The sequence below is a fragment of the Plantibacter auratus genome (genome assembly GCF_050587365.1).
Taxonomy (GTDB): domain Bacteria; phylum Actinomycetota; class Actinomycetes; order Actinomycetales; family Microbacteriaceae; genus Plantibacter; species Plantibacter auratus.
This window is the reverse complement of sequence record NZ_JBOBFV010000006.1, coordinates 45,181-65,155: the sequence shown is the minus strand read 5'-3', so window position 1 is coordinate 65,155 and position 19,975 is coordinate 45,181. Positions and strand designations below refer to the sequence as shown.

Genomic DNA, 19,975 nt, shown 5'->3' with positions numbered 1-19,975 from the left:
GGTCAGTCCGAAGCGTCGTCCGACAGCGAGCCGCTGATGACCGCGAGCGTCGCCGACTGGGCGCGCTGCGCACGATCGCCACGTCGGCCCACAAGCAGACCGACCACGGATTCCGTCACGAGCATGATGGCCGCCCGGGAGGTGTGCACGAGTTCGTCCCGGAAGGTCGCGTCGATGGGAGCGACCACGAGCGCGACATCGGCGAGTTCGGCGACGGCCGAGCGCGGGAAGGAGGTGATCGCGAGGACGGTCGCGCCACTCGCTCGAGCTGCCGCGGCCACGTCGACGGACGCCCGGTTCGCACCCGAACCCGAGAGGACCAGACACGCCGCGCCCGGACCGAGGTGCGTGGCGGCGATCTGCTGCCCGAGGGTGTCGGGCAGGTATTCGGCCGGCCGGCCTGCGGAGATGAGCCGCATCGCCAGATCGGATCCGAGCGGTGAGGACAGGCCGTTCGCCGCGATGAGCAGTCTCGGTGCCTCGTCGAGCACGCGGACGAACTGTTCGAGCGTCTCCTCCGTCATCGCCGACGTCGTCTGGCCGAGGCGACCGGCGAAGTGGTCGATGGCCCCGCGGAGGGTGCCGAGCATCGTGTCGTCGCCATCGTCGCGGGCGGTCGGTGTCCCGAGCGCGACCTCGCGGGTGAGGGCGACCCGCAGCTGCGGGTAGCCCTCGTACCCGAGCGATTGCGCGGTGCGGATGACGGTGGCGCGGCCGACGCCGGCGAGGTCGGCGACCTCTTGGGCGGTGCGCTCGATGCTCGCCTCGATGTCCTCGGCCACCGTCTCGGCCACCCGGCGTTCGCTCGGCTGGAGCGACGGCGCGAGCATCGCGATCCTGGCCGTCGGCGGGGCGTCAGCGGACCCTGTCCACATTGCGGCTCCTCGTCGTGCGGGCGGGAAGGGCGGTACGGGTGGTGCGGGCGATGCCGGGGCCCCGGGTGATCCGGCGTCGGATGGCACCCGAGATCGCGTCCATCGTCATGGTCACGACGACCACCACGATCAGCAGCATCCCGACTGTATCCCACTGGCGATAGTTGGTGTAGTTCGCCAGCATGCTGCCGATCCCGCCCGCGCCGACGAGCCCGAGGACCGCCGAGGTGCGGATGTTGATCTCGAACCGGTAGAGCGCGAGCGACAGCAGTGCAGGGGCGGCGGCGGGCCAGAGCGCCCAGCGCGTCACCTCGGCGGTACCGCCACCGGCCGCGCGGACGGCCTCCGAGGCACCCTCCTGCACGGACTCGATCGTCTCGTAGACCCACTTCCCCTGGGTGCCGATGCCGGCGATCCCGAGGGCCAGCGCGCCCGTGAACGGGGTGAGCCCGGTGATCGTGAGCAGGATGAGCGCGATGATCACCTCCGGGACCGCGCGGATGACGGCGAACACCCCGCGCAGCGGCAGCCGCACCCAGACCGGCCCGACCGACCCTGCGGCGAGCATGCCGAGCGGGATCGACACGAGGACGCAGAGGATCGCGCCGATCCAGGCCATCGAGATCGACCGCCACATCTCGGTGAGGGCCCGCGGCAGCTTCTCCCAGTTCGGGCTCTCGAACATGAGCCCGCCGAAGTGCACGAGCTGCGCCGGGACGGTGCCGAGGTCGCGCCAGTCGATCGGCAGGCCGGCGGTCGCGGCGATGACGACGATCCCGACGGCGACGGCCGCGAGGGTCGGGACGAGTCGCGAGGGACGGCGGGGGAGCAACGTGTTCGGATCGTTCGCGGTCATACGAGTCGCCTCCGCAGCAGGTTGGACGCGACCTCGATGAGCACGACGACGACGAGGATCTCGAGGACGATCACCGAGACGTCGTCGTAGGCGTAGAACGCCCGCCGTTCGTCGAGCAACCGACCGATGCCGCCGGCGCCGACGATGCCGAGGATCGCGGAGATACGGACGTTGAGCTCCAGGGTGTACAGCCACTGGTTCGCGAACAGCGGCCAGACCTGCGGGAGGACGGTGACGCGGTTGATCTGCGTCTGCGTCCCACCGGCGGCCTTGCCGGCCTCGATGTACGGGTGGTCGGCGGAGTCGATGGCCTCGGAGACGAGTTTGACGATGATGCCGAGGTCGAAGAGGAAGAGCGTCAGGAGGCCGGGCAGCGCACCGACGCCGACCATGGCGACGAGGATGGTCGCATAGACGAGGTCGGGCACCGCTCGGATGACGTTGACGATCGCGCGCAGGATGCGACGCGACAGGCCGTTCGGGTTCGTCGGGGCCGCCGCCCACAGCGTCAGCGGAACGGACAGCAACGCAGCCGCCACCGCACCCACGAGCGCCATCTGCAGCGTCTCGAGCATCGGTTGCACCGTGCGCGGCAGGAAGGCGAAGTCGGGTTGGAAGAGCTGGAGGAGCAGACCGGAACCGTTGTCCCAGTGGGAGACGAGCGCGCCGAAGTCGAGCTGCACGCCGCCGATCGCCGGGAGGCAGGTGGCGATCGTGAAGGCGGCCACGGCCCCGATGATGAGCGCGGTCCGCAGTCGGGTGCTCGGCCTGGGCGGCAGCTGCCAGTCGGTCCCGGACGGCGGCTTCGCGTCGGTCCTGGCCGCCGTCATCGGTCCAGCCGATCGTCGGGCTGGATGGGGCGACCGTAGATCCGCTCGAAGTCCGCCTCGGTCGCGTCGGATGCGGAGCCGTCGTAGACGAGTTCGCCGTCGCGGAGCCCGATCATGCGGGTCGTGTAGGTGCGGGCGAGGTCCATGAGGTGGATGTTCACGAGCACCGTGAGACCCGTCTCGGTGTTCACCCGGCGCAGGTCGTTCATCACCGTGTGGGCGGTCGGCGGGTCGAGGCTCGCGACGGGTTCGTCGGCGAGCATGACGCTCGGCTGCTGTGTGAGGGCGCGGGCGATCGCGACCCGCTGCTTCTGTCCGCCGGAGAGCTGCGCCGCGCGGGTCCAGACCTTGTCGAGCATGCCGACCGACTGGAGCGAACGCAGGGCGAGCTCCCGGTCGGCGGCGGTGGTCAGGCCGAGGAGGTTCCGGTACGTCGGGGTGCTGGCGAACCGGCCGACGAGCACGTTGCGGTACACGCTCGTCCGGTCGGCCAGGTTGAAGCCCTGGAAGATCATGCCGACGTGCCCGCGCAGACGACGGAGCTGCCGGCCGCGCAGACCGGTGACGGTGTGCGGCCCGACGCCGACGGTCCCACTCGTCGCCGGCACGAGGCCGTTGATCGTGCGGATGAGCGTCGACTTGCCGGAGCCGGAGAGCCCCACGACGGAGACCATCTCCCCGGCGGCGATGTCGAGGGAGACGTTGCGGAGCGCCTTCGTGCCGTTCGGGTAGGTGACCGAGACGTCGTCGAGACGGATGGACCACGACGCGGAGGCCGCGAGCTGGGCTCGGGCCTCCGCGCGATGCTGATCAGTGTTCATGCACCGGATTCCTGGAGAGGGTCGATCGGTTGGAGCGGGTCAGTTCGAGAACTGGTCGAGGATCTCGCCGTAGCGGGTGATCTCGTCCGGTGCGGTCTTGTCGGTCCAGCCGGAGAGGCCGACGAGGTCGAACATGACCTTCTTCGCCGCATCGGAGGAGTCCGCATAGCCCGCCATGAGCTTGGTGAGCTGCTTGGTGAGGTCGGCCGGGAGCGACTTCGAGACCGCGACGCCGCCGTTGGGGATCATCTCGGTGTAGGCGAACGCGACGACCTTGTCGGCGACGTCGGGCGCCTCCTTGAGGACGGTCGTGCGCGCGTCCCAGTAGCCGAACGAGACCTCGGCGTCGCCGTTGTAGACGGAGAGGACCGCGTTGTTGTTGCCCTCCACCGGGACCTGGGTGATGTCGGCGTCCGTGTCGATGCCGGCGTCACGCATCGCGACCACGGGGTACTGGTACCCGGCGGGCGAGGTCGCGGCCTGCAGGGCGACCTTAGTGCCCTTCGAGATCTTGTCGAGGGCCTTCAGCGCCGCCGGCCCTGCGCCGGTCGCAGCGTCTGCGCCGGGCTCGATGCCGTTGCAGTACGAGAGCGGGGTGTCGCTCGCCGCGTAGGTGACCATGACCGGCGCTTCGGCGCAGTACTTGTCGGGGTTGTTCGTGTAGGCGACCGACGCGTACGAGGTCGCGCCGAAGCGGACGTCGCGCAGGACGAGGTTCGCGTCGTAGCGCTCGGTCGCGTTGTAGAGCGAGCCGGCGTCGGTGATGATGACCTGTGCCTGGTCGCTGCCGAGGGCCTCGACGGTCGCGGCGTAGTCGGTCGCGACGACCCCGTTGACCTTGATGCCGAGGTTCTCCGACAGGTAGCTGGTGAGTGGGTCGAGTGCTTCGGCGAGGTCCTCGCCCTCCACGGACGGCACGAGCGAGATGGTGATGGAGTCGGGCCAGGACGCCGTGCCCGTGGCCGACGGGGAGGAGGCGGCGGGGCTGCAGCCGGCGAGGGCGATGGCGGCGACGGCCGCGACGCCGGTGAGGAGCAGGGTCTTGCGCATGTTCGGGATGCCTTTCGAGGGTGGAGGGTGATCAGGAGGCGGACGGAGCGGGAGTGGAGGTCTGGGAGGCGTCGGTGTGGCGCGATGCGGCTGCGGCCCAGGCGATGATCTGGTCGTACAGGTCGGCGAGTGAGCGCCCACGCATCGTGGCGGTGGCCGTCGAGCGCTCGAAGGTCGCGCCGACGAGGGCGGTGTCGGCGCCCAGCTCGGCGGCGGGAGCGAGGTCGTTCTCGACGATGTCGCCGACGGCGAGGACGGGGCCGGCGGCGAGCGCGTCACGGATGAGCGGGACGAGGCCTGCCGGCTTCCCGACGGTGAAGTGCACGGCGTCGAACGCCTCGGCGACGCCCCAGGACTGGAGGAGCGCCGTGATGCCGTCGCCGGGGGCGTTCGTCGCCAGGACGAGTCGGGCGTGGGTGCCCAGCGTCTCGAGGAACGCGGGCAGGTTCTCGGGAGAGTCGACCGCCGCTTCGCTCGAGCCGAGCAGCGCGCGGGAGTCGTCGTAGGACGCGCCGATGACGTCGGCACCGACGCCGGCTTCGCGGGCGATCCGGGTCACGGCGTCGTACCCGTCGCGGGCGTCGGTCTCGCCGGTCGTGAACGCGGCGAGGGCGGCCTCGGCGCGCATCGCGAATCCGGTGTCGCCGGTGCGCTCGGCGATGGCGCGGGCGAAGGCCGTGATCGGCCCGTCGCCGAGGGCGAGGGTGCCGTCGAAATCGAAGAGGATGGTGGGGGCCACAGGCGCTCCTTCTGAGCGTGTCGTTCACACGGCCGCTCCTGCGGACGCTGCGTCCATCATGGACGGCGAGTGTGGACGCAATCACCATGGCGGGTGAACGGCGGGTGAATTCACCGACGCACGAGCCGCCTATGCTGTGGTGCTGTGATGATGACGGAGCTCGCGCGACGAGCAGAGACCGAACCCTCGACCGTGCTCGAGGAGCACTCCTGGTTGGGTGCGGCGATCGACGAGGACACGGTGGCAGGCCGGTTCGCCTCGTGGGGTGCGTCGACCGTCATCGACGAGCACACGGGCGGGCCCGTGATCCCACGTGCGCTGTTCGAGGCGCTGCATGCGCGCGCCGGCCTCGCCGTGGTCTGGCCGGTCGGGAACGCCGGGCTCCTCCACGTCTACGGCTACCTGCTCTCGGCGGTCCCGACACCCTACGGGTTGAAACGCGACCGCTGGCTGGACGGAGCGCTCGCGCGCGCGTTCGGTCTCCCTGACGACGAGTTCGTCCCATGGGCCCGTGCGTCGTCCCTGCTGTCGCGGGTGACGGCGGCCGCGCAGGACCTGCTCGCACGACCGGTACGGATGGCCGACGGCCCGTCCGGTCGGATGGTTCTGGGGCTCGGCGAACCGACGGACACCGACGCCGTCGCGCTCGTGTACGGCATCGACGAGCGCCTGATCACGACCTTCCCGGTCGCCTCCGGTGCAGCGCTGCTGGAGGAGTGGGACGCTGACCCCGGCCGCCTCCGGTGGAATGCTGCGGCTGCAGGCTGACGCGGATCAGGCGTCGGAGGATCCTCGGCGGACGTCCCGGCGACGCCCTGATCGCACGCCGGATCGGCGGAGGCGCCCGGCGACGAGACCGGCCAGCTCCATCGCGAGGACGTAGCTCACGACGCGGACCGCGAGCAGCACGATGACGAGCACCGGTGAGACGAGATCGGGTGAGATCACCGCGAAGGACAGCGCCCAGATCGCGACGCCACCGGCCGCGGCCGCAAGCCAGGTCGTCGTGCGGGCGGGGTGCCGTCGGCGGGCGAGCACCAGGTCGATCGCGGCTGCCGGGACGACGAGCGCGACGATGATCGCCGGGCCGAGGGCCGTGACGGGCAGCGCGAGGAGCCCGGTGACGGCTGCGGTGAGCACCGTCGCACCGGGGACGCCCGTCCAACGCCTGGCGAGCATCGGCATGACCATCGTGACGGCGGCGATCGCGGCGTAGAGCACGGGGTTGAGCACCGCGGCGGTCGACGTCAGCGGGCTGACGAGGAACAGGATGACGGCACCGACGGCGCCGAAGGCCGCGCAGCGGAGCAGGGTCGTGGTGGTCGCGGTTCTCATGGCCTCAACAGGGTAGTGGTGGTGGAAGGACGACGGGCGGGCCGAGCCCGAAGGCTCGACCCGCCCGATCGGTCGGTTCCGGGTCAGCGTCCGGTGACGAGGCGGCGTCGGATGACGAGCCCGGTACCGAGCAACAGCAGGATCGCCGCCCCGACCACCAGTGGTGCGACGGTCGTTCCGGTCGAGGCGAGCACCGGACCCGGCGTGCTCACGGTCGCCGTGGACGGGTCGGAGGTGAACGACTCGCCGCCCGGCGTCGTGCCGGTCCCGAACGCGGTGTTGCGGATCGAGCCCGCGTTCAGGTCCGCTTGGGTGACCGTGTAGGTCGCGGTGCAGACGACCTGGAGCCCGGGGGCGAGGAGCGCCGTGCCCGTCGGGCAGGTGATCGCGGACAGCGTGCCCGTGCCGGTGAAGTCACCTTCCTGGACCGCGACGTCACGAAGGGTGACGTTGCCGGTGTTCGTCACCTGGAACGAGTAGGTGATGACCTGTCCCGCAGTCGTGGCCCGCTCGACATCGGCCGTCTTGACCACCGAGAGGCCGGGGACGGGCGGCGACGGGATCGTGACCTCCGATGGCGGCGAGACCGGCGGCACACCGTTCACACTGCTCGGCGGCGTCGCCGTCGCGGTCGCGGAGTTCGTGATCAGCCCCGCGTCGACGTCTGCCTGCACGACCGTGTAGGTGGCCTCGCAGGTGATCGTCGCGCCCGGTGCCAACGAAGCGGCTTCGGCCGGGCAGACGACGTCGGACAGCTCGCCGGCGCCTGAGAACTCCCCTTCCACCACCGTCGGGTTCGTCAGCGTGACGTTCCCGGTGTTGGTGAGGAGGAAGGAGTAGGTGACGACCTGGCCGACCGCGAGGCCGTCCTGGGCCACCGCATCGGCCGACTTCACGATCGTGATGGCGGGTGTCGCCGGGAACGCGACGGTGGTCTCCGACGGCGGCGAGACCGGGGGAGTGCCACCGTTCGGCGGGGTGCCGGTCGCGGTCGCGGTGTTCGTGACGGATCCCGCGTCGACGTCGGCCTGGGTCACCGTGTAGGTGGCCTCGCAGGTGACGGTCGCGGCGGGAGCGAGCGCACCTGCCGCGGGCGGGCAGACGACGTCGGAGAGCTCACCGGTGCCGGTGAAGTCGCCCTCGACGACCTGGACGTCGGTGAGGGTGACGTTGCCGGTGTTGGTGACGAGGAACGAGTAGGTGACGTCCTCGCCGGCGTTCGCGACCGTGGTCGGCGTCGCTGACTTCGCCACCGTGATGGCGGGCGCTGCGGGGAACTCGACCGTGGTCTCCGACGGCGGTGAGACCGGGGGAGTGCCGCCTGCCGGCGGGGTGCCGGTCGCGGTCGCCGAGTTGGTCACCGAGCCGGCGTCGACATCGGCCTGCGTGACCGTGTAGCTCGCCTCGCAGGTGACGGTCGCCGCCGGGGCGAGCGAGCCGGCTGCGGCCGGGCACACCACGTCGGAGAGCTCGCCGGTGCCGGTGAACTCGCCCTCGATGATCGAGACGTCGGAGAGGGTGACGTTGCCGGTGTTGGTGACGAGGAACGAGTAGGTGACGTCCTCGCCGGCGTTCGCGACCGTCGTCGGCGTCGCCGACTTCGCGACGGTGAGGGCCGGGGCCTGGGCCACGCCCGGGATGGTGACCTCGGACGGCGGTGAGACCGGCGGCTGGCCCTGCGGCGGTGTCCCGGTCGCGGTGGCCGAGTTCGAGACGGTGCCGGCATCGATGTCGGCCTGCGTCATCGTGTAGGTGGCCTCGCAGGTGACGGCCGCCGCGGGGGCGAGCGTCGCCGCTCCCGGCGGGCAGACGACGTCGGAGAGGTCACCGGTCCCGGTGAACGCGCCCTCGTCGACCTGGACGTCGGTGAGCGGCACGTTGCCGGTGTTGGTGACGAGGAAGGAGTAGGTGATCTCGTCGCCGACGGCGTACTCCGCAGCAGCGGGTGACGCGGACTTCACGACGGTGATCGCGGGAGCCTGCGGCACGAACTCGACCGTGGCGTCGGCCGGCGGGTTGAGGCCCACGCTCGTGATGTTGTCGGGACCGTTCGTGAACGTCCCGGCGACGGGCGACGTGACCTCGACGGTGACGGCGCAGGAGGTCATGCCCTGGCTGAGGTTCCCGGTGACGTCGATCGACGAGCCGCCCTCGGGCGCGGTGACCACACCCGACGGGCAGGTGGTCGAGGCGTCGCCGTCGGCGATCGTCAGGCCGGCGGGCAGCGCGTCCGTGAAGGACCAGCCGTTCTTCGCCGCGAGCTCGTCGGTGTTGGTGATCGTGAGGGTCAGCGTGGACGTCTCACCGGCGACGACGCTCGCCGGGCTGAACGACTTGTCCAGCTGCGGGGAGACGTCGAGCACCTGGATGTTGTCGAAGGCGTGGTCGTTGCCGGCCGTGCCGCCGCCGGTCAGGTTGCGGGCGACGATGCCGACGGTCGCCCCGGGGAGCAGGACGGCTCCCGGCGAGACGTAGGTGCCGACGCGGACGTTCTCCGCCCCGGCCGCACCGGTCGCCGGCGCGGTGACGGAGCGGGAACCGGCTGCGGTGCACCCGTTGACGGCACCGACGGAGTGCGCATCGCCCTGGTCGTCGGTGAGGAAGAACTCGAGGACGGGCTGCTGCGACGCGTTGCAGGACACCGCGGCGAGGTCCACCGAGGTCGTGAGGAACCGGCCGGCGCTCGTGAGCGCGATCGGGTCGACGGTCGCGAACTCGACCGCGTTCGGCGGGTTCATGGTGAGGTTCTGCTGAGACGTCCAGGCGCTCACGGAGTGGTTGGACGTGTCGCCGGCGCCGAGGGCCCAGGCGAGCTGCCGCGTGCGTCCTTCACCGGACGCCGATTCCGCGAAACACTGCGGCTCCGCTGACGAGGCGAAGCTCGTCACGTTGCCGTTGCACTGGGCGTGGTCGCGCCAGGAGGCGTCCGCGGTGTAGCGCGTGCCGTCGGCGCCGACGTAGTCCTCGATGTACGTCGGCGACGTCGCTCCGTTCTCGAAGTCCTCGGCGTAGACGATCGATCCCGACTGCGGCGTCCCCGGCGTCCCGGGCAGCGCCTGCGCGCTCGAGCCGACCCCGACGAGCGAGAGCGCCGACAGGACGGTCACCCCGATGATCCCCATGGTCGCGCGAGCGGCGGACGGTGCGCCCCACCGGTTCCGCCACCGTGCGCGGTGACTCCTTCGACCCGTGTGCTGCTGCATGTGTGTTGCCTTCCCCGTGAAGCGGCGGTGCGCCCGCCGAAAACCTGGCCCCAGCTGAGGGGCCGAGGATCAGTAGAGCGGCAACCCCGACGCGTTCCGGGCGGATCGGCCAAAGACCACCCCGCATCCTGCCCCGGGTGTTCCCCGACAGGTGAGGGTCACCTAGGGTTGACCCGTGCACATCGGTCGGAATAGGTACTTTCCCTCCCTCGGGGCGGGGTTCCTCCACCCCACGGACGTCGCCCCGGTCACCCGTCTCCTCACCACGGCCATCCAGGAGGAGGACTGGGACACGGTCGTCTCGGTGATCGAGTACGAGTGGGGGATCCTCATGGCGCTCGACCTCGCGACGCTCGACCGTGCGCTGCAGGCGCTCCCGGCGCGCGTGCTCTCGAACCACCCCATCGTCTTCGCCGTCCGGGAGATCCGGCTCAACATCCGTGGGGAGACCGACGCACTCGACCAGTCGGTGGGGCGGTTCCAGCTCCCGACCGATCCCGACGACCTCCGGGACCGAGCTCGCACCGAGCTCGCGCGCATCAGCCTGAGCGCATCGACGGCGTTCATGATCGCCTACCGCGTGCACGGTCGGCACCAGCGCGCGTTGCACTACGCGCGGATCACCGAGGAGCTCGCGCGACGGGCCCGCGTGCACCGCCCGACCGAGTTCGCGCCCCGCGTCCCCACCGCCCTGTTGCAGGTGGGGATCACGAAACTGCTCGTAGGTGACCTCCACGAGGCGAGCCTCGTGCTCCGCGAGGCGTACGAGCTCCGACACGAGTCGTGGGACGGCCGGAACGGCGGTGACGCCTCCGGCAAGCTCGCCCTGCTCTACGCGGTGCGCGGCGAGATCGTAGAAGCGGACCGCTGGCTCGGACGCCACGACGACGGGGGCGGCGCGCACGGGTGGATGGTCCCGCTGGTCCAACTGTCGGGTGCCATCGCCCGGGCCTTGATCGCCATCGCCCGCGTCGACCGGGCGGCGGCGGAGGCGGCGCTCGCGACGCTCGAGCTCCAGGTCAACCGCGAGCGGTCCTGGGCGCCGTTCATCACCTACGCGCAAGCGCAGCACGCACTCCTCTGGGGCGATCGACGGGCGGCGCTGCAGCTCATCGAACGCACCCGCGTGTTCGCCGGTCGCAGCCTGCGTCATGCCGGGTCGGAGCGACTGCTCGACGCCGTGGAAGCGTCACTCCTCCTCGCCCTCGACCGTCCGACGGAGGCCAGCGTCCTCCTCGACGGCCGTGACCGGAACGCCCACACCGCGGCGGTCGCCTCGCGGCTCGCGCTCCTGACCGACCGCAAACCCCTCGCGCGGGAGCTCGCAACCGCCGGGCTCGCAGAGGAGCACATCGACGCCGGTGCGCAGACGGAGCTGCTCATCACCTCGGCGCTCGCCGACGACTCGGACGAGGACGGTCGGCGGCATCTCCTGCAGGCGATCGCGACGACGGCGCGGACCGGGATGCTCACACCGTTCGTGGTCGCGCCGCGCAGGCCGCTTCGACACCTCCTCGGCACGATGTCGCCCAGCGAGACCCATGCGCGGATCGAGCGGACGCTCGCCTCGAGTCCCGAGCCGACGCCGGAGACCGTGCAGCTCGTGGAGCTCACCGCCACCGAGCGTCGGATCCTCCAGCTCTCCGCGGAGGGCCGGACCCGGCAGGACATCGCGCAGGCGCTGTACGTGTCCGCGAACACGGTGAAGTTCCACTTCCGGAACGTCTACCGGAAGCTCGGTGTCGACTCCCGCGAGGACGCGCTGGCCACCGCACGGCGGTTGGGGCTGCTCCCGACCGAGCGGTGAACGTGCCGGGTCGCCACGTCGCCGGAGTCTTCATCGGATAGGACATCGCCTCGCGGTTCGCAAGCCCCCATCCGCTCGCGGCACTCCCTCCGAAGCTGGTCTGAGTGGCCGCGACCTGCGGCCCGGGAGAGGAACGCCATGTCGGAGATCACCGCACACCACGGCCTGCTGAAGGAGACGAAGCTGCACGTCGACGACACCGGCGGCACCGGACGCCCGGTCGTCCTCATCCACGGGTGGCCGCTGTCGGGCGAGTCGTGGAAGGAACAGGTCCCGGCCTTCGAGGCCGCCGGCTACCGTGTCATCACCTACGATCGCCGCGGCTTCGGTCGCAGCGACAAGCCGCTGACCGGTTACGGCTACGACCGGCTCACCGACGACCTGCAGGCCGTCATCGAAGCCCTCGACCTGCGCGACGTGACGCTCGTCGGGTTCTCGATGGGTGGCGGCGAGGTCGCCCGGTACTTCACCCGCCACGGTTCGGAGCGCATCCACAGTGCGGTGTTCGCCTCCGCAGTGCCGCCCTACCTGCTGCAGACCCCCGGCAACCCGGACGGTCCGCTCCCCGTCTCCGAGGCCGCGAAGATGACCGCAGGTCTCACGGCGGACCAGGACGCGTTCTACGACCAGTTCACGACCGACTTCTTCTCGGTCGACGGCGAGCTGAAGGTCACGGAGGAGCAGCGTCAGGAAGCCCTCGCGCTCGCGCACCAGGCGTTCAAGCCCGCCGCGCTCGAGGCGATGGCGTCGTTCGCGAACACCGACTTCCGCGACGACTTGCCGAACGTCACGGTCCCGACGCTCGTCATCCACGGCGACAGCGATGCGACCGTCCCCTTCGAGGGCTCCGGTGCACGGACGCACGCGGCGATCCCGACGTCGACGCTGTATGTCGTCAAGGGTGCGCCGCACGGCGTCAACGTCAGCCACGCGGAGGAATGGAACGAGGCCGTCCTGGAGTTCCTCGCGAAGTAGGTCCGGCGACTGCACGCGGTGACGCGCGGCGCATTCCGTGCCGCGCGTCACCGCGTTTCCGGGTCAGTGGGATGCCGACACGCCGCCTGCCGTGGGGAGGGCCAGCGACCACGTTTCGCTCCGCACGGCCGCGTCGTGCCGCACGGCGTACCGCTCGCCGTCAGTCGGGTACGCCCGGAACGTCCGGGCGGGGTGCCCGGTGTGGTGGATCTCGACGATGGACGCGTCGATGAGGATCCGGACCTCGTCACCCTCGGCCAGCTCGCCCCGCCAGATCACCTGCATCTCCGAGCCCTCCAGCTCGAGGGAGGCCGTGCCTGCGCCCGTGAGTCGCACCTCCGCCTGATCAGGGAGTTCCGCCGCGTCGACGACCTCGGCCCGGAGTCCCGTCAGTTCCCGCGCGGGGATCAGCTCGACCTCGTCACCGTGGACCACGAGTTCGCGCGGGAACGTCAGCATGCCCGACCAGCCCTGCTCGTCGGTGTCCGCCTGCGTCCGGCCGCGCACGCCGTCGGGTGCGATCTCCTGTGCCCATCCCCAGAGGAGCACCCGCTCAGGCTGGCCGTCCGAACCGTCGGACTGCACGGCCTGCGGTGCGTAGAAGCTCGATCCCTCGTCGATGATGCCGGTCCGCCGGGCGCTGAACACGGGTCGCCCCGTGGCCTCGTCGAGCTCCATCGAGCCGAGGACCCAGGCCACCCCGCGGTGCGGCTGGCCGTCGAGCCACAGCGACACCAGCAGCACCCAGTCGTCGCCGACCCGCACGAGCTGCGGGCACTCCCACCCTTCACACGGAGCGAGCTCCGAGACGACCGGTGCCTCGGCCGTCAGCAGGTACCCCTCCTCGGTCCAGGCGTCGAGGTCGTCGACACCGTAGAGGAGTAGTGCGCCACCGACGTCGGAGCGGCCGGCACCCTGGATCGCCCAGCGGCGCCCACCCAGCTCGAAGACGAACGGGTCGCGCACCATCGTCACGCGCTCATCGGCGGGGAGCGAGGCCGCGACGACACGTTCGCCGCTCCAGTCCTGCGCATCCGCCGAACCGTGGACGACGACGACCTCCGAGAACCCGTGTCGATCACGCGCGCCCGAGTAGACGACGGCCGGCCGGCCCTGGTCGACGACCCCGACGCCACTCCAACAGCCGAAGCCGTCGGTGGTGCCCGGCCGGGGCGCCAGGGCCACCGGGTGCTCCTCCCAGGCGAGCAGGTCCGGCGAGCTCACGTGACCCCAGTGGATGTCCTCGTGCCGGGCCGACCCCGGGTTGTACTGGAAGAAGACGTGCCAGCGACCGTCGACGAACATGATGCCGTTGGGGTCGTTCAACCACCCGGCCTCGGGTCGTGGGTGCAGCAGTGGGAAGCCGCGGTCGAGGACGTGCGTTGCGTGGAGGCCGGTCATGGCTTCCTTTCGGTTCGAGATCAGTCGGATCGAGGGGAGGGCGGTGGTGCTGGTCACTTGCTGACGCCGGCGGTGAGCCCTTCGCGCAGCGGCTTCTGGCCGAAGACGAAGACCAGCGCAGCCGGGATCATGGACAGGACGACACCGGCGAGGACGGTCGCGACCGACCCGGTGCCGAGGTTGCCCTGCAGGGTCACGAGCCCGAGCGGGAGGGTGAAGTTCTGCTCGCTGATCGTGAGGATCAACGGTCGGAAGAACTCGTTCCAGTGGTAGTTGAACGCGAGGATGCCGACGATCGCGAGGCCCGGGGCGGCGAGCGGCAGGTAGATGCGGAAGAAGATCTTCCACGGTCCCGCCCCGTCGATCTGCGCCGCCTCGGCGAGCTCCGGCGGCAGCCCCATGAAGTACTGCCGCATGAGGAACGTGCCGAACGCCGTCGGGATCATCGGGATGATGAGCGCGAGGAGCGTGTCGGAGAGTCCCATGCCGCGGATGAGCATGAACACGGGGACGATCGTCACCTGCATCGGCACCATCATCGTGGCGAGGATGAGTCCGAACAGGATGCGCTTGCCGCCAAAGTCGAAGCGCGCGAACACGTAGCCGGCCATGGCCGCACTGAGCATCTGTCCGGCCGCGATGAGGAGCGTCACGAGCGCGCTGTTCCAGGTGTAGAGCAGGATCGGGATCTTCTGGAAGACGTCGATGAACGCGCCCGGGCCGAACTCGGTCTGCCCGGTGGCGACGTTCGCCGGGGTGAGCGCGGTGATGAGCGTCCACACGACGGGCGCGAGCGTGAGGAACGCGGCGATGACGAGGACGAGGAACTTCCCGGCCGTGGCGAGTCGGCGGCGTGATGAGTCGGGGGTGACTGCTGCGATGGACATCTGGGACCTCATCCGTAGAAGACGAAACGCTTGCTCAGTCGGAACTGCGCGGCGGTGACGAGCATGATCAGGAGCGTCAGCACGATGCCGATCGCTGCGGCGAGACCGAAGTCGAGCTGCTGGAACGCGGACTCGTAGATCACCATCACCGCGGTACGGGTGTCGTCTCCCGGCCCACCTCGCGTGAGGACGTACGGCTGGTCGAAGATCTGCAGGGCGCTGATGATGGCCATGACGGACGCGACGAGCATGGTGGGGCTCACGAGGGGCAGGGTGACGTTCCGGAACTGGCTCCAGCCGTACGCGCCGTCGAGCGACGACGCCTCGTAGACCTCGCGCGGGATCGCGGCGAGTCCGCCGATGAACAGCAGGAAGGTGAAGCCGAAGTTCTGCCACACGTACACGAGGAGGACGACGATCTTCGCTCCGAACCCGGTCGTCAGCCAGCCGATGTTCTCGACGCCGAAGAGCCCGAGGAACTCGTTGACGAGGCCGAACTCCTGGTTGAACAGGTACGACATCACGAGCGACACGGACGCGGCCGACAGCACCAACGGGAAGAACAGCGCGGAGCGGAAGAAGGTACGCAGCCATTCCGGCATGCGCGACTGCACGAGGATCGCGAGGAGGAGCGCGACGGCGAGCTGCAGCGTCACCGCAACCACGACGAAGCCGACCGTGTTCAGGAAGGACACGCGCACCGTCGGGTTGGCCGCGAGGTCGACGAAGTTGCCGACGCCGACGAACTCGGGTGCCGAGATGATGTCCCACCGGAAGAAGGCGAGGACGAACGACCCGATGATCGGGACGAAGCTGAAGAGTCCGAGGCCGATGAGCGTCGGGGCGAGGAACACCCAGACGAGCAGCCGGCTGCCGCGAGGGGCCTGCTTGCGCCGTCCGGTCTTGGCCTCGGGCGGGACGACCAGTGCCCGGGTCGCCGTCGGTGACTGCAGTGCCATCATCGTCCCTTCAGCGCGAGTTCGAGGTCTCGCTGCATCGTCTCGAGGCCGCGGCGGACGCCGTTCGGGCCGTTCGTGATCGTGCCGACCACGTTCTTGATGAGGGCCGACTCCACGGCCGCCTGCTGAGGCGGTGCGGGCATCGGGCCGGTCGTCGGGAACCGGTCGAGGGTGTCGTAGAAGACCTCCCAGTGCTTCGGGCCGATGTCACCGCCGTACAGCTCGGCGTTGAGCGAGCGCCGGGGCAGCGACGAGTCGGGCTGGCTGTGCGCGATCGACATGCCCTCGACGGAGATGCAGTACTTCATCCACTCCCACGCCTCGTCCTTGCGTTCGGAGGTCTGCATCATCGCGTAGCCGCCGGCTCCGAACTGGTGGCGCTGTCCGCGCATCTTCGGGAAGTAGGTGACGTCGTACTCGTCGTCGCCGAGGCCGGCGTCGTTGAGTCCCTTGACCCAGAACCCGCCAGCCGGCGTCATGCCGACCGAGCCGCGGGAGAAGAGCGAGACGAGCTCGTTGCCGCCGCCCTGGGCGGGGTTCGCGGCGATGCCCTCGGAGACCATGCGCTGCAGGACCTCGAAGCTCTCGACGGTGCGGTCGCTGAGCGCGTCGGCGTTCTCCCACAGGTACCCACCACCACGAGGGGTCTCGTTCGGGTAGAACTTCGACCACATCCAGTCGCCGCCGGGTGCTTTCTCCTCGGTGAGGAAGCTCGTGTCGTTGATGTACAACCAGGGCACGACGCCGCCCCAGAGTCGGTTGTTCCAGAAGTACGGCAGGAACGATCCGGGGGCGCTGGCCTGCATGGTGCGGCCGACGGTGAAGAAGTCGTCGACCGACCAGTCGTCGCGCGGACGCTCGAGGCCGGCCCGCTCGAACGCGGAGGTGTTGTAGTACATGTTCGCCGCGTTGAAGTTGTCGGGCAGTTGGAACAGATTGCCCTTGTACATGAACGACTCGATGAGCGAGGGGTTCACGTCGTCGAAGTACTCCTGCAGCTCGGCGGCGTCGCGCTGCACGTACTCGTCGATCGGGTGGGCGAGGCGCTCGGCGAACAGCTGGGTGCCCTCCGTGGCGACCGACACGATGTCCGGCGGGGTGCCGGCCGCGACCATCGTGAGGATCTTGGCGAAGAAGTTGCCCCAGTCCTGGCCCTGGATCGCGATGATCCGGACGGGGATGTCGGGGTGCAGCTTCTGGAAGCCGTCCACGAGCGACTGCCGGGCGGCGGCGTCCTGGGCGGTGCCGAAGAGGGCGACGGTGAGGGCGTCGTCACCTCGGCCGGGGATGTCTCCGCCGGTGAGGCGCGGCCAGGAGATGGCCGTGCCCGCCAGACCGAGACCGAGCAAGGCGAGTGCCGCCCTGCGACTCAGATCAACCACGTTGTTGCTCCTGCGAAATCGGGGCCGACCGTTCGCAGGGCGCGGACGATGAGCCGTGAATAGAGGTGCTGAACGGATTCAGCAAACGAAACATAACACAGCTCCGCGCGATATGCTGAACTGATTCAGCAAACCGCACGAGGGAGTGTCATGTCCACGCAACGCCGCCGCACGACCCTCGCGGACGTCGCGGAGCGCGCGGGCATGTCCAAGGCCGCGGTGAGCATGATCATGAACGACCGCCCCGGTTCCCGGCTGTCCGCGGACGCCGTCGAGCGGGTACGCGCCGCCGCGGCGGAGCTCGACTACCGCCCGAACCCCGCGGCCCAGGTGCTGCGCCGCGGGAAGACCAGGACGATCGGGTTCATCTCCGACGAGGTCACGCTCACCCGGCACGCCTCGGGGCTCATCGGCGGCGCGCTCGAGGTGTCGAAGGCCCATGACCACACGATGCTCATCGCGGAGACCGAGGGGATCGAGGGCGGCCTCGCCCGCGCCTTCGAGACGATGATCGACCACCGCGTCGACGGCATCCTCATCGGCCTCCTCGGCGCCCGCCTCATCGACCTCCCCGCCACCTCGACCGGTGTCCCCGTCGTGGTGCTCAACGGAGCGTCCTCCTCGGGACACGCGAACGTCCTGCCCGACGAACGAGCTGCCGGGTACGCGGTCGCGAAGCGGCTCGTCGACGCGGGTCACCGAAAGATCGGCGTGGTCGGCGACCTGCCGCAGGACGTCATCAACGATCCGCGACAGACGGCGACGGTGGCACTCCGCTTCGCGGGCATCGCCGCGGCCTTCGCGGAGGCCGGGATCGAACCTGCTCGGGTCGACATCGTCGAGTGGCAACCGGAACCCGGTTACGAGGCGACGGCCACGCTGCTCGAGCGCCATCCGGACGTCACGGCGATCCTCGCCGCGAACGACGGCGTCGCCTTCGGTGCTTACCAGGTGCTGCTCGAACAGGGGCGTCGGATCCCGCAGGACGTCTCCGTCGTCTCCTTCGACGACGAGATCCTCGCCGGCTACCTGCGCCCGGGCCTCACCACCGCGCGGCTGCCCTACCAGGAGATCGGCGCGCTCGGAGCCTCGATGCTCCTCGGCCAGCACGCCCTCGGGCACGAGCTGGTCACCATGCCGATCATCGAGCGGGACTCGCTCATCGCCGCGGTGTCGACCGACGCCGGTTGACGCCACCCGACCCTCGGATCCAGCAGAGAGAGATGCCATGCACGCAGCCCCCACGACCGACGTCCTCATCGCCGGCGAGACCCTCATCGACATCGTCCGGCGGCTCGACGGGACGCAGGCGGAGAGCCCCGGCGGCAGCCCGGCGAACGTCGGGATCACCCTCGGTCGGCTGGGCCGCGCCCCGGCCCTGGTGACCCATGTGGGCGACGACGAGCGAGGCGCGGCGATCCGCTCCTGGCTCGACGCGTCCGCGGTGACCCTCGTGTCGGCTCCGACCGGTCGGACGTCCACGGCGCAGGCGACCCTCGACGCCGAGGGCGCGGCCACCTACGAGTTCGACCTCTCGCTCGATCTGGAGGCCTCGGGTGCGCCGGACGCCGCCGTCGTCCACACCGGCTCGATCGCCTCGGTCCTCGAGCCGAGCGCCGACCGCCTCCGCGAGCTGGTCGAGGCTCGTCGTCCCTCGGCGCTCATCACCTACGACCCGAACATCCGGCCGTCGCTCATCGACGACGCGGCCCGCGTCCGTCAGGCGGCGCTCGACTGCATAGCGCGCGCCCACGTCGTGAAGGCGAGTGACGAGGACGTCGCGTTCCTGCTGCCCGGTGTGGCGCCGGTCGACGCCGCTCGGGAGTGGGTCGCGGCCGGGCCGGGACTCGTGGTCGTGACGATGGGTGGTGACGGGGCGGTCGCGGTCAGAGACGGTTCCGTGCTCGAGATCGAGACGCCGCGGGTGCAGGTGGCCGACACTGTCGGTGCCGGCGACACGTTTATGGGTGCGCTGATCGACGGACTGCTGACCGCCGGTATCGCGGGGCCCGGGGCCGAGGAACGGCTTCGTGGGGTGTCCGACGAGGTGCTGCAGCAGCTGCTGGACCGCGCCGCGCGGGCCGCGAGCATCACGGTGTCGCGGCCGGGAGCGAACCCGCCCACCTCGGCGGAACTCGATGCCTGAGGCGCTGGGGGCCTGAGCGTCAGGACGGCTGGGACGCCGGGGCTTCCGTCCCGGCGAAGCGCTCCGACGACACCACCTGCTGGGCCGCCCGACGGAGGGCGAGGATCAGCGGTTCGGTGAGCACGGTGCCGAGCACGATGTACTGCACCGCGAGCTCGGGGGAGTCCGCCGGGATGCCGTCGATCTCGGCTTCGGCGATGCGGCGCGCTGCGTCGACGTATCGGTCGAGGACCGCGGGTGGCATGGTGAAGTCGGCTCGTTCCAGGGTGTCCAGGGCCCCGGCCAGGCCGGCGAGGAGTCCGGGATCGCACTGCGCCTCGATGCCGCCGAGTCGTTCGTAGAGCTCCAGGGCGCGGGTCGTGTCGACCGGACCGCTCGGGCGCGGGGTGACGGCGGTGTGGGCGACGCCGAGGAGGTCGTACGGACCCGCCGGCGGCGAGTCCAGTGCGGCGACGACGTTGCGGGTCTCGGCGATGCTCACGCCGGCGGTGAGTAGCGCGCGGATCACGCGGAGCCGGGACACGTGTGCGTCGCCGTAGCTCGCCTGGGTCGCCGAGGTGCGCTCGCCCTCCGGAAGGAGTTGCTCGCGCAGGTAGTACTTGATGGTCGCCACCGGCACCTCGGACACCGCCGCCAATTCCGAGATCCTCATCTGTTCCCCTCGTCTGGATAGTGCTACTATCCAACTTGGATAGCGTCACTATCGAAC

18 protein-coding genes are annotated in these 19,975 nt (G+C 70.3%); 5 read left to right on the top strand and 13 right to left on the bottom strand.

The genetic code is table 11. The features are described 5' to 3' along the window. Positions 1-2: 2 nt before the first annotated feature. From ACQ3HE_RS18935 to ACQ3HE_RS18910, 6 genes are read right to left on the bottom strand one after another with little or no spacing between them, the layout of a single operon-like run. Positions 3-875 carry a MurR/RpiR family transcriptional regulator gene (locus ACQ3HE_RS18935; protein ID WP_079002967.1) on the bottom strand — a complete coding sequence of 291 codons (873 nt, stop codon included), beginning with the start codon at positions 873-875 and terminating at the stop codon, positions 3-5. After that, positions 856-1,731 carry a phosphonate ABC transporter, permease protein PhnE gene (gene phnE, locus ACQ3HE_RS18930; protein ID WP_430893908.1) on the bottom strand — a complete coding sequence of 292 codons (876 nt, stop codon included), beginning with the start codon at positions 1,729-1,731 and terminating at the stop codon, positions 856-858. Before phnE (ACQ3HE_RS18930) ends, ACQ3HE_RS18935 begins: the two co-directional genes overlap by 20 nt. Then, entirely contained in the window at positions 1,728-2,561 is an 834-nt protein-coding gene (phnE, locus tag ACQ3HE_RS18925) for a phosphonate ABC transporter, permease protein PhnE (RefSeq protein WP_430893906.1), read from the bottom strand. Before phnE (ACQ3HE_RS18925) ends, phnE (ACQ3HE_RS18930) begins: the two co-directional genes overlap by 4 nt. Further along, on the bottom strand, positions 2,558-3,382 hold the full coding sequence (phnC, locus tag ACQ3HE_RS18920; protein WP_430893904.1) for a phosphonate ABC transporter ATP-binding protein: 825 nt from the start codon (positions 3,380-3,382) through the stop codon (positions 2,558-2,560). Before phnC ends, phnE (ACQ3HE_RS18925) begins: the two co-directional genes overlap by 4 nt. A gap of 39 nt (positions 3,383-3,421) precedes the next feature. After that, the gene (gene phnD, locus ACQ3HE_RS18915) at positions 3,422-4,432 is read right to left on the bottom strand and encodes a phosphate/phosphite/phosphonate ABC transporter substrate-binding protein (protein ID WP_430893902.1); all 1,011 of its coding nucleotides are present in this window, start codon (positions 4,430-4,432) and stop codon (positions 3,422-3,424) included. A 31-nt stretch (positions 4,433-4,463) separates the two neighbouring features. After that, on the bottom strand, positions 4,464-5,171 hold the full coding sequence (locus ACQ3HE_RS18910; RefSeq protein ID WP_430893900.1) for an HAD family hydrolase: 708 nt from the start codon (positions 5,169-5,171) through the stop codon (positions 4,464-4,466). Positions 5,172-5,321: 150 nt separating this feature from the next. Between ACQ3HE_RS18910 and ACQ3HE_RS18905 the strand changes: the two genes are divergently transcribed. Further along, positions 5,322-5,939, top strand: coding sequence for an amino acid deaminase (locus ACQ3HE_RS18905; RefSeq protein ID WP_430893898.1), 618 nt, complete (start codon positions 5,322-5,324; stop codon positions 5,937-5,939). 6 nt (positions 5,940-5,945) lie between these two features. Here the strand turns inward: ACQ3HE_RS18905 and ACQ3HE_RS18900 are convergent, their stop codons facing one another. After that, a complete protein-coding gene (locus ACQ3HE_RS18900) occupies positions 5,946-6,506 on the bottom strand; it encodes a hypothetical protein (RefSeq protein ID WP_159879589.1) in 561 nt (186 codons plus the stop codon). 83 nt (positions 6,507-6,589) lie between these two features. Continuing rightward, positions 6,590-9,709 carry a DUF7507 domain-containing protein gene (locus tag ACQ3HE_RS18895; protein ID WP_430893896.1) on the bottom strand — a complete coding sequence of 1,040 codons (3,120 nt, stop codon included), beginning with the start codon at positions 9,707-9,709 and terminating at the stop codon, positions 6,590-6,592. A 175-nt stretch (positions 9,710-9,884) separates the two neighbouring features. Here ACQ3HE_RS18895 and ACQ3HE_RS18890 point away from each other — a divergent pair, with 175 nt between their 5' ends. Then, on the top strand, positions 9,885-11,516 hold the full coding sequence (locus ACQ3HE_RS18890) for a helix-turn-helix transcriptional regulator (protein WP_124769800.1): 1,632 nt from the start codon (positions 9,885-9,887) through the stop codon (positions 11,514-11,516). Positions 11,517-11,654: 138 nt separating this feature from the next. Continuing rightward, on the top strand, positions 11,655-12,491 hold the full coding sequence (locus ACQ3HE_RS18885; RefSeq protein WP_191941568.1) for an alpha/beta fold hydrolase: 837 nt from the start codon (positions 11,655-11,657) through the stop codon (positions 12,489-12,491). Between the two features lie 63 nt (positions 12,492-12,554). On the opposite strand, the gene ACQ3HE_RS18880 is transcribed toward ACQ3HE_RS18885, so the two are convergent. From ACQ3HE_RS18880 to ACQ3HE_RS18865, 4 genes are read right to left on the bottom strand one after another with little or no spacing between them, the layout of a single operon-like run. After that, complete coding sequence (locus ACQ3HE_RS18880) at positions 12,555-13,892, bottom strand: glycoside hydrolase family 32 protein (protein ID WP_430893894.1); 1,338 nt, start codon at positions 13,890-13,892, stop codon at positions 12,555-12,557. A 53-nt stretch (positions 13,893-13,945) separates the two neighbouring features. Beyond that, positions 13,946-14,779: a carbohydrate ABC transporter permease gene (locus tag ACQ3HE_RS18875; protein WP_064294695.1), complete on the bottom strand. Its 834-nt coding sequence runs from the start codon at positions 14,777-14,779 to the stop codon at positions 13,946-13,948. Between the two features lie 8 nt (positions 14,780-14,787). Beyond that, positions 14,788-15,738, bottom strand: coding sequence for a carbohydrate ABC transporter permease (locus ACQ3HE_RS18870; RefSeq protein ID WP_430893892.1), 951 nt, complete (start codon positions 15,736-15,738; stop codon positions 14,788-14,790). After that, the gene (locus ACQ3HE_RS18865) at positions 15,738-17,120 is read right to left on the bottom strand and encodes an extracellular solute-binding protein (RefSeq protein WP_085512355.1); all 1,383 of its coding nucleotides are present in this window, start codon (positions 17,118-17,120) and stop codon (positions 15,738-15,740) included. Before ACQ3HE_RS18865 ends, ACQ3HE_RS18870 begins: the two co-directional genes overlap by 1 nt. Positions 17,121-17,270: 150 nt before the next feature. On the opposite strand from ACQ3HE_RS18865, the gene ACQ3HE_RS18860 reads away from it, so the two are divergent. Further along, positions 17,271-18,311 (top strand): LacI family DNA-binding transcriptional regulator, encoded by a 1,041-nt coding sequence (locus tag ACQ3HE_RS18860; RefSeq protein ID WP_430893890.1) that lies wholly within the window; start codon positions 17,271-17,273, stop codon positions 18,309-18,311. A 37-nt stretch (positions 18,312-18,348) separates the two neighbouring features. Further along, positions 18,349-19,266: a carbohydrate kinase family protein gene (locus ACQ3HE_RS18855; protein ID WP_430893888.1), complete on the top strand. Its 918-nt coding sequence runs from the start codon at positions 18,349-18,351 to the stop codon at positions 19,264-19,266. A 19-nt stretch (positions 19,267-19,285) separates the two neighbouring features. Here ACQ3HE_RS18855 and ACQ3HE_RS18850 read toward each other — a convergent pair whose 3' ends face one another. Further along, a complete protein-coding gene (locus tag ACQ3HE_RS18850; RefSeq protein WP_430893886.1) occupies positions 19,286-19,918 on the bottom strand; it encodes a MerR family transcriptional regulator in 633 nt (210 codons plus the stop codon). Positions 19,919-19,975: the final 57 nt, after the last annotated feature.